This window comes from Aeromicrobium panaciterrae (assembly GCF_031457275.1).
GTDB lineage: Bacteria > Actinomycetota > Actinomycetes > Propionibacteriales > Nocardioidaceae > Aeromicrobium > Aeromicrobium panaciterrae_A.
On sequence record NZ_JAVDWH010000001.1, the window covers coordinates 2140985 to 2154851 of the forward strand.

Genomic DNA, 13867 nt, shown 5'->3' on the forward strand with positions numbered 1-13867 from the left:
TGTCAGGAGTCCAATCGCTTGTAGTTCTGCCCCTTGTAATTGCTCCGGGGCTTGCTCAACGTGTGAATGTCGATCCTCGGTGTCGAGGGAAGCTCTCCACGTACCTCAGACATCATGGCAGTAAGGGTGTCCATCAGCTCGTCAGTTGCCGCATGAAGGAGCTCTTCGGTGAGCGGCTTGCCTTCGTACGCGCTGAGGTCCATCGGCTTGCCGACCCGCACGTGGATCGTCTTGCGCGGGAGAAGCCTGAGGCGCTTGGAGTACGGCCATAGGACCGCCTGAGGGCCCCACTGCATGACCGGGATCAACGGCTTGCCGCTCGCCAGCGCCACGCGTACGGCGCCCGTCCGGCCGCTCATCGGCCATGCGGCAGGATCGCGAGTGATCGTGCCCTCGGGGTAGATCGTGATGATCTGGCCGTCATTGACCGCTGCGACGGCGGCACGCAGCGACTCAGCGGCGCCTTCGGTGCTGCGATAGACCGGGATCTGCTCCGCCGATCGGAGGATCCGACCGATCACGGGCAGGTCCATGATCGTGTCCTTGCCGAGGAATCGCGGCGGCACGTTGTTGTCGAGCATGAAGAGCGCGATGAACAGCGGATCGAGATGCGAGAGGTGATTGGGCGCGAGTACATATCCGCCCTCGGGCAGATTCTCGACCCCTGCATAGTCACGCTTTGAGAAGATCCGAAACAGCGGACGCAGGAAGAATGCGATGACCCGTGTGGTGCGCGGGACGACACGTTTCTGCATGAGGGCGAGCCTAACCCCGAGCCACCGCCACTAGGGTGAGGGCATGCAAGGCACCGTCTCCAGCTTCGACCCCGCGGATCGTTCAGGAAAGCTCCTGACCGACGAGGGCATGCCGATGGAATTCGGCGCGGCGACACTGGCAGAGCACATCCGCCACCTACGTGTCGGTCAGCGCGTATTCGTCGAGACTGACGGCGACACCATCACCGGCATCAAGATATGGAACTGATCAGAGCGTTGCAGGCTTGAAGCTGGGGCGCTTCGCTTCGTACGCGACGATGTCGTCCTCGTGGCTCAGCGTGATGCCGACGTCGTCGAGTCCCTCAAGCAGGCGCCAACGCGTGTAGTCGTCGATCGTGAACGAGTCCTCGATCGCGTCGGGGCCCTCGCCGGCCTTGACCGTACGAGTCTCGAGATCGATCGTGATCGACGCGCCGGGGTTCTCGTCGAGGTAGTCCCACAGACGCTGGACAACCTTGTCGTCGACCTGAGCCGCGAGCAGGCCGGCCTTGCCGGAGTTGCCGCGGAAGATGTCACCGAAGCGCGGCGAGATGACGACCTTGAAGCCGTAGTTCTGCAGCGCCCAGACGGCGTGCTCGCGCGACGAACCCGTACCGAAGTCGGGGCCGGCGACGAGGACGGTCGCGTTCTTGAAGGCGTCCTGGTTGAGCACGAACGAAGGATCGTTGCGCCAAGCCGAGAACAGTCCCTCTTCGAAGCCGTCGCGAGTGACCTTCTTGAGCCACACGGCGGGGATGATCTGGTCGGTGTCGACATTGCTGCGACGAAGCGGGGCGCCAACACCAGTGTGAGACGAGAACTTCTCCATGGTCAGTTACCTGCCTTTGCGAGCTCAGCCAGGTCAGCAGGACCGGCGAGGTGTCCGAGGATGCCTGTTGCAACGGCGACATCGGGCGAGACGAGGTGCGTACGGCCACCCTTGCCCTGACGTCCCTCGAAGTTGCGATTGGAGGTCGACGCGCTGCGCTCACCGACCGCGAGCTGGTCGGGGTTCATGCCGAGGCACATCGAGCAGCCAGCGCCACGCCATTCGGCTCCGGCGTCCTTGAAGATGACGTCGAGGCCTTCCTGCTCGGCTTGCAGACGTACGCGTACGGATCCCGGTACGACGAGGATCCGGGTGTCAGCGGCGACCTTGTGGCCTTCGATCAGCGAGGCCGCAACGCGGAGGTCCTCGATACGACCGTTGGTGCACGAGCCGATGAAGACCGTGTCGACCTTGATGTCTTTCATCGGCGTGCCAGCGGTGAGCCCCATGTAGACGAGGGCGTTCTCGGCGGCGATGCGCTCGTTGTCGTCCTCGAACGAGGCCGGGTCGGGAACGTTGCCCGACAGCGGCACGCCCTGGCCGGGGTTGGTGCCCCAGGTGACGAACGGCGTGATGGTCGACGCGTCGATCGTGATCGTCTTGTCGAACTCGGCGTCGTCGTCGGTGACCAAGCTGTCCCAGTGCGCGACAGCGGCATCCCAGTCGGCGCCGGTCGGCGCGCTCGGGCGGCCCTTGAGGTAGTCGTACGTCGTCTGGTCCGGTGCGATGAGCCCGGCCTTGGCGCCCCACTCGATCGACATGTTGCAGATCGTCATGCGAGCTTCCATCGACAGTGCGCGGATCGCGTCGCCGCGGTATTCGACGATGTAGCCCTGGCCGCCGCCGGTGGTCTCCTGCGTGATGAGCGCGAGGATCAAGTCCTTGGCGGTGGAGCCGACGGGCAGGTCGCCGACAACTTCGACGGCCATCATCTTGGGCTTGGCCTGCGAGAGCGACTGTGTGGCGAGTACGTGCTCGACCTCGGACGTACCGATACCGAATGCGATCGAGCCGAAAGCGCCGTGCGTCGAGGTGTGCGAGTCGCCGCACACGATCGTCATACCGGGCTGGGTCAGGCCGAGCTGCGGGCCGACGACGTGGACGATGCCCTGGTCGATGTCACCCATGGGGTGCAGGCGGACACCGAACTCCTCGCAGTTGCGGCGGAGCGTCTCGACCTGCGTACGCGACACGAGGTCGGCGATCGGCTTGTCGAGGTCGGTCGTCGGGATGTTGTGGTCCTCAGTGGCGAGGGTCAGGTCGGGCCGGCGAACCGTGCGACCGGAAATGCGGAGACCGTCGAAAGCCTGGGGGCTGGTCACCTCGTGAATGAGGTGGAGATCTACATAAAGGAGGTCGGGCTCGCCTTCGTGGCTGCGTACGACGTGTTCGTCCCAGATCTTCTCGGCAAGTGTCTTGCCCATGATTCTCCTCGTGCGTCAGGCTTGCGTCTCACTATGCGATACGGCAGTATCAAGACATGGACAACTCTAGCGGAGTCGGCGTTCTCGACAAAGCGGCACTTGTCTTGGCTGCTTTGGAGCCAGGACCCGCCACGCTGGCCGGACTGGTGACCAGCACCGGTCTCGCCCGCCCGACGGCACACCGTCTCGCCGTTGCACTCGAACACCATCGCCTTGTCGCCCGCGACATGCAAGGGCGCTTCATCCTCGGCCCGCGCCTGGGCGAGCTCGCTGCCGCCGCTGGCGAGGACCGCCTCCTCGCTGCCGCCGGACCTGTACTCGCTCGCCTGCGCGACATCACCGGTGAGTCGGCTCAGCTGTTTCGCCGCCAGGGTGACTTCCGCGTATGTGTTGCTGCCGCCGATCGTCCTACCGGCCTGCGTGACTCGATCCCCGTTGGTGGCCAGCTGACCATGAACGCCGGCTCTGCCGCGCAGATCCTGCTGTCGTGGGAAGACCCCGAGCGCATGAACAAGGGCCTGCTCAAGGCAACGTTCTCCGCTGCCGAGTTGTCGGCCGTACGCCGTCGTGGCTGGGCCCAGAGCGTCGGCGAACGCGAGAACGGCGTCGGCTCGGTGTCAGCGCCGGTCCGCTCCCCCTCCGGCAAGGTCGTCGCCGCAGTGTCGGTGTCAGGTCCGCTCGAACGCCTCACGCGTCAGCCCGGTCGTATGCACGCCCCGGCCGTCGTTGCTGCCGCAGAGCGCCTGTCGCAGACGCTCCGCCGCAGCAGCTAACTACTTGAGCGCGGCGACCAGCTGGTCTTTGCGCATCGACGAATAGCCTGCGACACCCTTGGCCTTGGCGAGGGCGCGCAGTTGCGCGACCGTACGCGGGTCTCCTGAAGGCGCTGCCTTCTTGGCTGGGGCTGCCTTCTTGGCTGGGGCTGCCTTCTTGGCTGGGGCTGCCTTCTTGGCCGGCGCGGATGCCGGCTTGGCTGCCGCCTTCGGAGCCACGTCCTTGGGTACGAGCTTGGTGCCCTTGACCGTCGGCGCCTTGATCTTGGGTGCCTTGTCCCTGGCCTTCTTGGCAGCCTTGCTCGCCGCCTTCTCGAGCTGGGCGATCGTCGCCTGGAGCTTCTTGATCGTCGCCTTGGCGGCCTTCAACTCATCTGCGCCGGGCTTGCTCGACTTCTTGGACTTGCTGGGCTTCTTGTCCTTTGATTTCGCCATGGCGGGATCATGCCAGTCCAAGATGAACAAAAGGTGACTCAGAACAAGCCCGGCGTCTCGAGGTCGAGCAGGATCTTCTTGCGATCCAGTCCCCCGGCATACCCGGTCAGCGAGCCGTCAGCGCCGATGACGCGATGGCACGGAACGATGATCGGGATGGGGTTGGCGCCGTTGGCCGCACCCACAGCCCTCGAGATCACCGGCTCGTAGCCGAGTCGTCGGGCGATGTCGCCATAGCTGGCGGTCTCGCCGTACGGGATGCGCCGAAGCTCACCCCATACCTTCTTCTGGAACTCCGATCCCTCACTCGCGAGCGGCAGGTTGAAGTCCTTGAGCTCGCCGTTGAAGTACGCGGTCAGCTGCGCTTCTGCCTCGTCGAGCAGCGGGTCGGCCGTGCGCTCCTTGCGCGGCTTGGCCGCGCCGAAGTCGATCGCGGTGATCAGTCCGGCCGACGCGTGAATGCGCAGGCCACCGATCGGTGAGTCCATCCATCGTGTGCTCATGCTTCAGTCCTCTCAGGGTCGGCGCTGTTGCGCCACAGGTGCATTGCGGCGTAGGAACGCCAGGGCTTCCATCGTTCGGTTCGGTCTGCGTCGACGCCGTGGCGCTCGAGAATGCGCTTGATGATCAAGTCGGTCTCGAGCATGACGTCGGGATTGGCTAGGGCTCGCATGCTGATGTAGTCGGCCGTCCACGGGCCGATGCCGGGCAGGTTGATGAGCCTTTCGCGTACGACTTCGCGGTCTGAGCCGGGATCGAGCTCGATCTTGCCGTCGGCGACTGCCTGGGCAACGCCGATCAGTGCCCGGGCACGTGATCGCGGCATGCTCAGCGACGTGTCGTCGGCCTCGGCCAGTGCCTCTGGCGTTGCGAACGCGTGGGTGAGCCCGTGCGCCGCGGCGAGGTCGAAGGTGACGGCAGTTCCGTACGTCTCCGCGAAGCGGCCGAGGATCGTACGAGCACCGACAACAGAGACCTGCTGCCCGACGATCGCGCGTACGGCGACTTCGAATCCGTCGACCTGGCTCGGCAGCCGTAGTCCCGGCGCTGCAGCCACCATCGGTGCGAGCAGCGGATCGGCCGACAACACCTCGTCGATCGCGAGCGGATCGGAGTCAAGGTCAAGCAGTCGCCGACACCGCTGAACCGCAACCGCGGTGTCGCGAAGGTCGGCCAGTTCGAGCTCGCAGGCGACGTGATCGTCGTGGAGCGTCAGTTGTACGACGCCGAGCCCGTGAGGCAGGCGCAGCACGCGGGCGTACGTACGGTCTTCGACGCGCTCGACACCGGTGATGGCTCGGCCGCCGAGGAACTCGATCAGCCCGTCCGCGTGGAACGGCTGCCGTACGGCAAGACGCAGCGTGACGTGACCTGTCGGCGTACCGCGACGCCTCCCCCGCATATCCGTCGGCGACAACGCATACGCGTGGCGTACGGAGTCGTTGAACTGCCGGATCGAAGAGAAACCCGAGGCGAATGCGATATCGGACATCGGCATGTCGGTGGTCTCGATGAGCACACGTGCTGCATGTGAACGGTTGCTGCGAGCGAGAGCGAGTGGCCCGGCGCCAAGCTCCTGGGTCAGCATGCGCGTGACGTGACGCTGGCTGTAGCCAAGGCGGCTGGCCAGCCCTTCGACACCTTCACGTTCGACGACGCCGTCTCCAATCAGCCGCATCGCGCGACCGACGGCGTCGGCACGTACGTTCCACTCCGGCGAGCCCGGCGTGGTGTCGGGGCGGCAGCGACGGCAGGCGCGGAAGCCCGCGTCCTGAGCGGCAGCCGCCGAGGCGTAGAACAGCACGTTCTGTCGCTTCGGCGTCACCGCCGGGCAGGACGGTCGGCAGTAGATACCGGTCGTCTTGACGCCCACGAAAAAGACGCCGTCGAATCGAGCATCGCGCGATTCAGCCGCCCGGTAGCATCGCTCGTGGTCTGTGTGCATATGTCCATCATGCGTCCCAGCACTGACAACTTCTAGCGGAAATCAGACATGGTGAGACGTCTCAATCCCCGGTATCTCGCGGCAGCCGCGTTGGTGTTCGGCGCCACGTTCTTCGTCAGGACATTCGTGCTGTGGCAAGACGGCGCCCTGATGTACCAAACGCACGCTGACGAATGCATTTACTACGCGTCGACGATGGCATTTTGGCAAGGGTCCATGCCGTATACGGACTTCATCCACCTACACCCGCCGGGCATTCTGGCCGTCCTGACTCCTTTCGTTGCAATCGGTTCGGTGTTCACCGAGAGCACCGGGATGTTCCTCGCCCGGATGGGGTTCGTTGCTCTCGCAGCCTTGAACGCAGTGATCGTGACGACCCTGATTTGGCGGTACGGACGGATCGCCGCCGTCGGCGCGGGCCTGTTCTACGCCTCGTGGAACGTTGTGGCGATCCCCGAGGGCAATGTGCAACTCGTGACGATCGTGAACACGATGTTCTTGTTTGCAGCGCTGCTGCTGCAGCGCTGGCCCAAGCGAACCCTGCTAGCAGGACTCTTCATTGGCTTCGCATGCGCCACGAAGGTGTGGGCCGTCGTGTTTGTGCCAGTGTTCGTGCCCTATATCTGGGCAAAGCACGGCCGCGCCGCGGCTTTTCGCTTTCTTGCCGGAGTCGCAGCCATGGTCACGGTGGTCTGCGGTCCGTTCGCCATCATCGACCCAGGAGCGGCTTGGAAGTCAGTCGTCACGGAACAGCTCGGACGCCCATCAGAATTCCCACCGTTCAATGTCGTCCTCAACATGTTCGTCAGTGGGGGCTCCAGTGAGACCAGCACGTTAGGCGCCCTATTCGTCGCAGCCGTTCTGGTCGCCATTGCTTCGCCGCTCGTCGTTGCCCTCGCGAGTCGCTCCCATCCCCGCGAATGGAGCGATGCTGCATGGTTGGCAATGGTGGTCGTGGTGCAGCTGACCATGCTGTTCACGGCGCCGGTGTTCTACAAGCCGTACGCCGCGTTTGTCGGCCCCCAGGTCGCCTTGCTCTGGGGTGGCCTGCTTGTCCTCACGATGCGGCACCTGCGTGCGGCGACTCTCGTGGCCGTGCCGGTCATCGCCGGCGCCGCGCTCACGACGATCTCGGGAACACAGTTCACGGCAGTCGACCGTCCGAAACTGGTGGACGCGACCTCCGGGTACGACTGCATCTGGACCCTCAACGCCTCGTACCTGGTTGAGTCCGACACCATGTCACGCAACCTCGCTCATGGCTGCGGCTTCCAGATCGATGGCTATGGCTTTCACATGATCAATAGCAAAGATGATCGCCGGTCTGAGGCGTGGCAGCGCGAGGTTCAGGGTCAGCTCGAGAAGGCTGATGCGGTCGTCATGGGCCCGCTCGAGTCCTGGTACCTCGACGAAACCAATCGCGACTACATACGCGCCAACTTCCACAACGATGTGAAGTTCGAAGCCAGCTTCTTCGACATACGCGAACGCAAACCCGCCCGCTAAGGAGGCCGCCCGCGGCCGACTGGGAGGGGCCGAGGGACGAGGCCCCGAAGCGTGGTGAGCCGAAGTCAGGGGGCTTGGAAGGCACCGATGATGATGCCCATGACTCCGAGTCCGATGATCGTGTAGCCCGCGTTGATGAGCCAGAACCGGATCGACTTCTGCTCATACACGTAGTTCTGCGCGAGGATCGCGGCTCCGACGCCAGCGCCGACTCCGGCACCAACCTTGAGGCCGTACTCGACGCTCGTCTCGCCAATCAGCTTGGCAAGAGTGAACGCGATGACCAGCGAGACCAAGATCGACCACGCGAAGATCAGCGGGCTGGGGTTCTGGTTGACGGCATCCTCTTCGGAGATGCCCATCTCTGCTCGCCATGGCTTGCCGAACAGAACCGTGTACCAAGCACCGCCCAGGAAGAAAAAGGCCAGCGCCGCAACGATGATGCCAACAATCGAAATGTTGTCCATGGCCTGAAAGTACGCCCGCGAGACCTCTCAAACGGGGATTTCAGATACGAAGGAGGGCAGCGCGCCGCGCTGCCCTCCTTCGCTCGTTTCTGTTCGCTACGAGGCGTTGACGTCCTTGAGCGCGTCCTCGAGCGAGTCGAGTGCGCCGCCGGACGGAGCGTTCTCCACGCCAGTCCAGTCGGGCGACGGCAGAACCTGCTCGGTTGCCTGTCCCTGCTGTACGGCGCGGATCGCCTCGACGATCTCGTCCAGGTTGTTGGGGACGGGACGCTCGCATGCCTTCAGCTCAGATCCGAGCTTCAGCGTCAGACGCGGCTTGCCTGCGGCGACGGCGTCGGCCGTGGTGCCGTCCTTCACGTCGCTGCCCGACAGGTCGGAGACGTTGCCACATACGTGGTAGACCTCGCCGCCGCCGGCGTAGTAGACCTTGTCCTCGCCGAGGAGCTGGATCACGGCCTGCTTGTCAGCGGTGTACTTCTCGACCGAGGCGGGGTTGAAGTCGATGCCCAGGGCCACAGCGGCGAGCGCGACGGCGATGCCGACACCGCCGGCGATGCCCTTCTGCGTCTTGCCCATGTCCTTGTTCAGGAAGATCAGGATGATGATCGGCAGGAACGCGATGATCGGGATGAACGCGCCGAGCTGGTTCTGAACGAAGAACTTGAACTTCTGCTGCTCGGAAGCCGGGTCAAGCTTGTTGGCCTTCTTCCACAGCATCGATCCGATGATGACCAGGATCGCGTCGAGGACGAGGAGTCCGATCAGGAGCGCGAACGCCCACGTCGGGAAACTGTTGTCAGTCGACAGGACGCCCTTGGCGTCAACCGATGCCTTCTCTTCGAGGATCGACTTGTTGAGCAGCAGACCGAAGATCGCACCGATCTCAACTGCGATGCCAAGTCCCCACAGAAGGAAGGCAAGAATGCGGTTCTTCTTGGCCTTAGCTTCCGACTCAGCGGAGGCTTTCCACGTTCCTGTGCCTTCTGCTTCATCCTTGCCCGAGCTGGTCATGAAGTTCTCCTAGGGAGTTCGAGGTTCGACGAGATCGAAATGTTACCGCTCAGAAAGGCGCTCAACAGGGGCGGATCACTCCAAGAAAGAGCCGAACACCCCAACACGGCGGGCGGGACGTTCGCGGCCTGAACTCGTTAAGGCGTACGTGCGTCTAAAAACCCTTGTCATCGCCGCCCTTGTCGCGGGTACGTTCGCTGCTCCCAACACTGCGACCGCGGCTCCCAATCCGTGTGCTCCGTGGACCGTCAAAGTACTCGCGAGCGGGCTCGGAAGCCTCGAGAACGTCGAGCCCGATGGTGGGAAGGGTCTGTTCATCAGTACGACCTCGGGAGTCGCCCGCTACACGCGTTCGGGAGGGTCGAAACTATTTGCCGCAGCGGCCAGCCCCGGCGGTCTGCGAGTCCGTGGCAACTTCTTGTACTTCAACACTGGCGACTCGCTTCAGTCAGGTTTGCTCGGCACCGCCGATGGCACGATCCAGAAGCTCGACCTGAGGAACGGCAAACGTACGACCTTCGCATCGGGTCTGGTCATGCCGAATGGCCTCGCGTTCTTGCCGGACGGCAGTGCCGTCACGAGCCGGGATCTTGGCATCGTGAATCCCACGGGCATTACCCGCGTATCGCCGAAGGGCGTCGTACAGCCGAAGTGGTCGAACCAATCCGACAGCAACGGCATGGCCGTCGACCCCACCGGGAAGTGGCTCTACAGCGATGAAACATTCACCCTCGGAGCCAAGGTCTACCGCACTGAGATCGCCCACCCATCGAACCGACAGGTCGTGACTTCGCTCCAAGGCCTCGGAATCTTCAAGGGCCTCGACGACCTCACGATCGCCACTTCCGGCAAGCTCTACATTGCCGCGAACCTGTCCGGCGAGGTGATCCGCCTCGACCCGCTCACCAAGCAGTCGTGCGTCATTGCCAGCGGCCTCAAAAACACCAGTGCCGTGAAGCAGGGCCGGGGCACGACGTTCCCGTCGAGTCGCCTCTACGCCGTCGGCTTCGACGGCAAGCTGCTTGAGCTGATCCCGCCTGCCGGCGTCAAGCCCTAACTGGTCCCACAAAAGCGAAAGTGTCCCTAACCCGCAGGTCAGAGACACTTTCTATCCATGGTAGCCCCGACGGGATTCGAACCCGCGCTACCGCCTTGAGAGGGCGGCGTGCTAGGCCGCTACACAACGGGGCCATGGGTGGTCTTGCGACCGGAGACACCATATCGTGCGTGTGAATCTCGCTCGAAATGGCCTCGCTGGGATACTAGGACTCGAACCTAGAATGGCGGTACCAGAAACCGCTGTGTTGCCAATTACACCATATCCCAATGGCTCTGCCGGGGGCCGAGCCAAGCACCGACTTTACCCGACTCCCCCGCCTGCGCCCAAACCGGGATGGCCCTTGAGCGAGTCGGATAAGTCATAGTTGCGTGGTTTCGATACGCCCTCGTTCCTCGGGCTACTCAACCACCACGTACTTGCTCTGACGAGCTCTCTCACCACGCTTCGGGGCCCTCGTTCCTCGGGCCCCTCCCAGTCGGCCGCAGGCGGCCTCCTTAGCGAGCGATTAGGCCAGCGCGGCGTCCAATCTGGCCAGTGAAGGCGCCTGGCCGAGCAGCTCCAGCGACTCGAACAGCGGCGGCGAGATACGACTGCCTGTAACCGCAACGCGTACGGGTCCGAATGCCAGTCTCGGCTTGAGCTCAAGACCTTCGATCAGGCTCGTACGAAGCGCCTCCTCGATCGCCGGCGTCGACCAATCAGACAGTTCCGCAAGGGCTTCACGAGCGGCTCGTACGACGTCGAGACCCTTCTCGTCGAGGTTCTTGGCGGCGTCCGCCTCGTCGATCGCGAAGTCGTCTTCGGCGATGAACAGGAAGCGCAGCATGTCGACCGCTTCGGTCAGCAGCCCCATGCGCTCGTGCACCAGCGGCGTTGCGGCCGCCAGTGTGGCGAGCTGCTCTGCGGTCGGCGGATCGGAGATTAGACCGGCGTCCTGGAAGTACGGCACCAGGCGATCGCGAACGTCGTCCTCGGCGAGCAGGCGGATGTGCGATCCGTTGATCGCTTCAGCCTTCTTGATGTCGAAGCGCGCGGGGTTGGGGTTGACCCGACCAATCTCGAACGCCTCCACCATCTCCGGGATCGAGAACACGTCACGGTCGTCGGCGATCGACCAGCCGAGCAGCGCCATGTAATTGAGCAGCGCTTCGGGCAGGAAGCCCTTGGGCTTGTAGTCGAGCAGGTTGGACTCGGGATCACGCTTCGACAGCTTGCGGTTGCCCTCGCCCATGACGAACGGCAGGTGACCGAACTCGGGCGTGAACCCACCGCCGATACCGATCTCGGCGAACGCCTCGTACAGGGCAATCTGGCGCGGGGTCGAGCTCAGCAGATCCTCGCCGCGCAGCACGTGGGTGATGCCCATCATCGCGTCGTCGGTGGGGTTGGTCAGCGTGTAGAGCGGCTGGCCGTTGGCACGCACGATCACGTAGTCCTGCACGTTGGCGGAGTCGAACGTGATCTCACCGCGTACGAGGTCGTTGAACGTGTAGACCTTCTCGGGCATCTTGAAGCGGATGACCGGCTCGCGGCCCTCAGCCTCGTACGCAGCCTGCTGCTCGGGCGTCAGGTCGCGGTGGAGTCCGTCGTAGCCGCTGGGCTTGCCAGCAGCGCGGGCTGCATTGCGGCGCTCCTCAAGCTCCTCGGCGGTGTCGTACGCCTTGTACGCGTGACCGCTCTCGAGCAGCTGCTTCGCGACGTCGGCGTAGATGTCCATGCGCTCGGACTGGCGGTAGGGGCCGTTGGGGCCGCCGACCTCCGGGCCCTCGTCCCAGTCGAGACCGAGCCAACGCATGACGTCGATCAGGAGTTGGTAGGACTCCTCGTTGTCGCGCGAAGTGTCGGTGTCCTCGATGCGGAAGACGAACTTGCCCTGGTTGTGGCGCGCAAACGCCCACGAGAACAGCGCCGTACGCGCCATACCGACGTGCGGGTTGCCGGTCGGTGACGGGCAGAAACGTGCAACTACGGGCCTAGTCATGCGAAACCACCGGGTTCGTGAGGGTGCCGATGCCTTCGACGGTGACGCTGACCGAGTCACCCGGGTGCATCGGACCGACGCCCTCCGGTGTGCCGGTGAGGATCACGTCGCCGGGCAGCAGCGTCATGAAGGACGAGATGTACTCGATGATCTCGGGCACCTTGAAGAACATGTCTGAGGTGTTGCCGTTCTGCTTGAGCTCGTCTCCCCCGCCCAGGCTCTCGAGCCTTGTGGTGACGCCGACGCTCGACGGGTCGAAGTCTGTCTCGATCCATGGTCCGAGCGGGCAGAACGTGTCGAAGCCCTTGGCGCGAGCCCACTGACCGTCCTTGGCCTGCAGGTCTCGTGCGGTGACGTCGTTGGCGACGGTGTAGCCGAAGATCACCTTCGCGGCGTCCTCAGCGGCGATGTCGCGGCAGATGCGGCCGATCACCACGGCGAGCTCGGCCTCGTAGTGCACGTCCTCGCTCTGCGTGGGGTAGAAGATCGGGTCGCCAGGACCGATGACGCTGGTGTTGGGCTTGAGGAAGATCAGCGGCTCGGCCGGCACCTCACCGCCCATCTCCGCAGCGTGCCCGGCGTAGTTCTTGCCGACACACACAACCTTGCTGCGCGGGATGACCGGAGCGAGGAGACGTACGTCTGCCAGCGGGATCTTCTGACCACTCAGGTTGAGCCCGGCGTACAGCGGATCGCCGTTGAGCACCGCGATCGTGGGGACCCCGTTGTCATCGCCAATGACTCCAAAACGGGGATCGTCGTCACCCGCGAAACGTGCAATTCTCATATGGCTCCATCGTATCGGTCACATGGCGAGCTCCATGTTGCAGACCGAGCCGGCGATGACTCCCGCGGCGATGGCTGTCGCAACGGATGGCATCGGGCCGGGCAACGCGGGTACGTGGCCCAGGTCGCCGGCCGCGAAGACGCCGGGAACGTTGGTGCGGCCCATGGCGTCGATCTGGACGAACCCGGACTCGTATAGGTCCACGCCGAGCTGCTCGGCGAACGGTGCCTGCTGCGACACCTGGGTCGCGATGAACATGCCGCCGACCCCGATCGTCTCGTCGTCGAGGGTGATGCGGAGGCCGAAGTTGGTGCGCTCGACTTCGCGTACGGAGTCCTCGTCGAGCACGATGAGCTCGCTGGCGATGTTGCCGAGCAGGGCGGTGAGGTGTTCGGCGCGCTCGGTGCCGAGGATCGCGACGCGCTCACCGGCGAACTCGTGGCCGTGGCAGTACGGGCAGTGGGCGATCTCGCGACCCCAGGCCTCGGCGATGCCGGGCACGTCAGGGAGCGTGTCGCGCACGCCGGTGGCGAGCACGATCTTGCGAGTGGCGAGCACTTCGTCGCCGACGATCACCTCGAAGGTGTCACCCGTGCGGCGTACCGAGTCGACGGTCACCTCGCGGATCTCGGCGGTGTCGTATGCGGCGATGTCCTTGCGCGCGAGCCGGCGCAGCTCAGCAGGGTCGCGGCCGTCGTGGGTGATGAAGTTCTGCATGTGCTCGACCGTGGCGTTGCGGTAGGTGCCGGAGTCGAGGAGCAGTACGTCGCGGTGCATACGGCCGAGAGTGAGCGTGGCCTGTAGGCCCGCTGGTCCCCCGCCGATGACGATGGCGTCAAGCATGATTTCTCCTTCAGATTTGCTGTTGAGTCCATCGTGCGAGTTAATGTCAAC

The 13867-nt window shown here is 64.1% G+C and carries 15 protein-coding genes and 2 tRNA genes; 4 read left to right on the forward strand and 13 right to left on the reverse strand.

Annotated elements, in window-relative coordinates; all coding sequences use genetic code 11:
• Positions 1–2: 2 nt before the first annotated feature.
• Positions 3–755, reverse strand: coding sequence for a lysophospholipid acyltransferase family protein (locus tag J2X11_RS10945; protein WP_309970689.1), 753 nt, complete (start codon positions 753–755; stop codon positions 3–5).
• A gap of 43 nt (positions 756–798) precedes the next feature.
• Between J2X11_RS10945 and J2X11_RS10950 the strand changes: the two genes are divergently transcribed.
• Positions 799–984, forward strand: a complete 186-nt coding sequence (locus J2X11_RS10950; RefSeq protein ID WP_309970691.1) for a hypothetical protein — start codon at positions 799–801, stop codon at positions 982–984.
• Here J2X11_RS10950 and leuD read toward each other — a convergent pair whose 3' ends face one another.
• A complete protein-coding gene (gene leuD, locus J2X11_RS10955) occupies positions 985–1584 on the reverse strand; it encodes a 3-isopropylmalate dehydratase small subunit (protein ID WP_309970693.1) in 600 nt (199 codons plus the stop codon).
• A 2-nt stretch (positions 1585–1586) separates the two neighbouring features.
• A complete protein-coding gene (gene leuC, locus J2X11_RS10960) occupies positions 1587–3008 on the reverse strand; it encodes a 3-isopropylmalate dehydratase large subunit (RefSeq protein ID WP_309970696.1) in 1422 nt (473 codons plus the stop codon).
• A 56-nt stretch (positions 3009–3064) separates the two neighbouring features.
• Here leuC and J2X11_RS10965 point away from each other — a divergent pair, with 56 nt between their 5' ends.
• Positions 3065–3781: an IclR family transcriptional regulator gene (locus J2X11_RS10965; RefSeq protein ID WP_309970699.1), complete on the forward strand. Its 717-nt coding sequence runs from the start codon at positions 3065–3067 to the stop codon at positions 3779–3781.
• On the opposite strand, the gene J2X11_RS10970 is transcribed toward J2X11_RS10965, so the two are convergent.
• From J2X11_RS10970 to J2X11_RS10980, 3 genes are read right to left on the reverse strand one after another with little or no spacing between them, the layout of a single operon-like run.
• The gene (locus J2X11_RS10970; protein WP_309970701.1) at positions 3782–4216 is read right to left on the reverse strand and encodes a Rho termination factor N-terminal domain-containing protein; all 435 of its coding nucleotides are present in this window, start codon (positions 4214–4216) and stop codon (positions 3782–3784) included.
• Between the two features lie 38 nt (positions 4217–4254).
• Positions 4255–4719, reverse strand: coding sequence for a methylated-DNA--[protein]-cysteine S-methyltransferase (locus J2X11_RS10975; protein WP_309970704.1), 465 nt, complete (start codon positions 4717–4719; stop codon positions 4255–4257).
• Positions 4716–6161 carry an AlkA N-terminal domain-containing protein gene (locus J2X11_RS10980; protein ID WP_309970707.1) on the reverse strand — a complete coding sequence of 482 codons (1446 nt, stop codon included), beginning with the start codon at positions 6159–6161 and terminating at the stop codon, positions 4716–4718. The genes J2X11_RS10975 and J2X11_RS10980 overlap by 4 nt, the downstream gene beginning before the upstream one ends.
• A gap of 48 nt (positions 6162–6209) precedes the next feature.
• Here J2X11_RS10980 and J2X11_RS10985 point away from each other — a divergent pair, with 48 nt between their 5' ends.
• Positions 6210–7667 carry a glycosyltransferase 87 family protein gene (locus J2X11_RS10985; RefSeq protein ID WP_309970710.1) on the forward strand — a complete coding sequence of 486 codons (1458 nt, stop codon included), beginning with the start codon at positions 6210–6212 and terminating at the stop codon, positions 7665–7667.
• 65 nt (positions 7668–7732) lie between these two features.
• Here J2X11_RS10985 and J2X11_RS10990 read toward each other — a convergent pair whose 3' ends face one another.
• Together J2X11_RS10990 and J2X11_RS10995 are read right to left on the reverse strand one after the other, a co-directional pair.
• Positions 7733–8134, reverse strand: a complete 402-nt coding sequence (locus J2X11_RS10990) for a DUF1761 domain-containing protein (protein WP_309970713.1) — start codon at positions 8132–8134, stop codon at positions 7733–7735.
• A gap of 96 nt (positions 8135–8230) precedes the next feature.
• Positions 8231–9145 carry a hypothetical protein gene (locus J2X11_RS10995; RefSeq protein WP_309970716.1) on the reverse strand — a complete coding sequence of 305 codons (915 nt, stop codon included), beginning with the start codon at positions 9143–9145 and terminating at the stop codon, positions 8231–8233.
• Positions 9146–9293: 148 nt separating this feature from the next.
• On the opposite strand from J2X11_RS10995, the gene J2X11_RS11000 reads away from it, so the two are divergent.
• A complete protein-coding gene (locus J2X11_RS11000; RefSeq protein WP_309970718.1) occupies positions 9294–10202 on the forward strand; it encodes an SMP-30/gluconolactonase/LRE family protein in 909 nt (302 codons plus the stop codon).
• 58 nt (positions 10203–10260) lie between these two features.
• On the opposite strand, the gene J2X11_RS11005 is transcribed toward J2X11_RS11000, so the two are convergent.
• The 5 genes from J2X11_RS11005 to J2X11_RS11025 form a co-directional block, all read right to left on the reverse strand.
• Positions 10261–10336 (reverse strand) — tRNA-Glu (locus tag J2X11_RS11005).
• Positions 10337–10399: 63 nt separating this feature from the next.
• A tRNA-Gln gene (locus tag J2X11_RS11010) sits at positions 10400–10471 on the reverse strand.
• Between the two features lie 239 nt (positions 10472–10710).
• Positions 10711–12186 carry a glutamate--tRNA ligase gene (gene gltX, locus J2X11_RS11015; RefSeq protein ID WP_309970721.1) on the reverse strand — a complete coding sequence of 492 codons (1476 nt, stop codon included), beginning with the start codon at positions 12184–12186 and terminating at the stop codon, positions 10711–10713.
• Positions 12179–12973, reverse strand: a complete 795-nt coding sequence (locus tag J2X11_RS11020) for a fumarylacetoacetate hydrolase family protein (RefSeq protein WP_309970724.1) — start codon at positions 12971–12973, stop codon at positions 12179–12181. The genes gltX and J2X11_RS11020 overlap by 8 nt, the downstream gene beginning before the upstream one ends.
• An 18-nt stretch (positions 12974–12991) precedes the next feature.
• Positions 12992–13816: an NAD(P)/FAD-dependent oxidoreductase gene (locus J2X11_RS11025; protein ID WP_309970727.1), complete on the reverse strand. Its 825-nt coding sequence runs from the start codon at positions 13814–13816 to the stop codon at positions 12992–12994.
• Positions 13817–13867 lie beyond the last annotated feature (51 nt).

What these genes read in the sequence shown, in the direction of transcription:
- J2X11_RS10945 (WP_309970689.1), bottom strand. Translation starts at nt 755, where the DNA reads ATGCAGAAACGTGTCGTCCCGCGCACCACACGGGTCATCGCATTCTTC.
- J2X11_RS10950 (WP_309970691.1), top strand. Translation starts at nt 799, where the DNA reads ATGCAAGGCACCGTCTCCAGCTTCGACCCCGCGGATCGTTCAGGAAAG.
- leuD (WP_309970693.1), bottom strand. Translation starts at nt 1,584, where the DNA reads ATGGAGAAGTTCTCGTCTCACACTGGTGTTGGCGCCCCGCTTCGTCGC.
- leuC (WP_309970696.1), bottom strand. Translation starts at nt 3,008, where the DNA reads ATGGGCAAGACACTTGCCGAGAAGATCTGGGACGAACACGTCGTACGC.
- J2X11_RS10965 (WP_309970699.1), top strand. Translation starts at nt 3,065, where the DNA reads ATGGACAACTCTAGCGGAGTCGGCGTTCTCGACAAAGCGGCACTTGTC.
- J2X11_RS10970 (WP_309970701.1), bottom strand. Translation starts at nt 4,216, where the DNA reads ATGGCGAAATCAAAGGACAAGAAGCCCAGCAAGTCCAAGAAGTCGAGC.
- J2X11_RS10975 (WP_309970704.1), bottom strand. Translation starts at nt 4,719, where the DNA reads ATGAGCACACGATGGATGGACTCACCGATCGGTGGCCTGCGCATTCAC.
- J2X11_RS10980 (WP_309970707.1), bottom strand. Translation starts at nt 6,161, where the DNA reads ATGCACACAGACCACGAGCGATGCTACCGGGCGGCTGAATCGCGCGAT.
- J2X11_RS10985 (WP_309970710.1), top strand. Translation starts at nt 6,210, where the DNA reads ATGGTGAGACGTCTCAATCCCCGGTATCTCGCGGCAGCCGCGTTGGTG.
- J2X11_RS10990 (WP_309970713.1), bottom strand. Translation starts at nt 8,134, where the DNA reads ATGGACAACATTTCGATTGTTGGCATCATCGTTGCGGCGCTGGCCTTT.
- J2X11_RS10995 (WP_309970716.1), bottom strand. Translation starts at nt 9,145, where the DNA reads ATGACCAGCTCGGGCAAGGATGAAGCAGAAGGCACAGGAACGTGGAAA.
- gltX (WP_309970721.1), bottom strand. Translation starts at nt 12,186, where the DNA reads ATGACTAGGCCCGTAGTTGCACGTTTCTGCCCGTCACCGACCGGCAAC.
- J2X11_RS11020 (WP_309970724.1), bottom strand. Translation starts at nt 12,973, where the DNA reads ATGAGAATTGCACGTTTCGCGGGTGACGACGATCCCCGTTTTGGAGTC.
- J2X11_RS11025 (WP_309970727.1), bottom strand. Translation starts at nt 13,816, where the DNA reads ATGCTTGACGCCATCGTCATCGGCGGGGGACCAGCGGGCCTACAGGCC.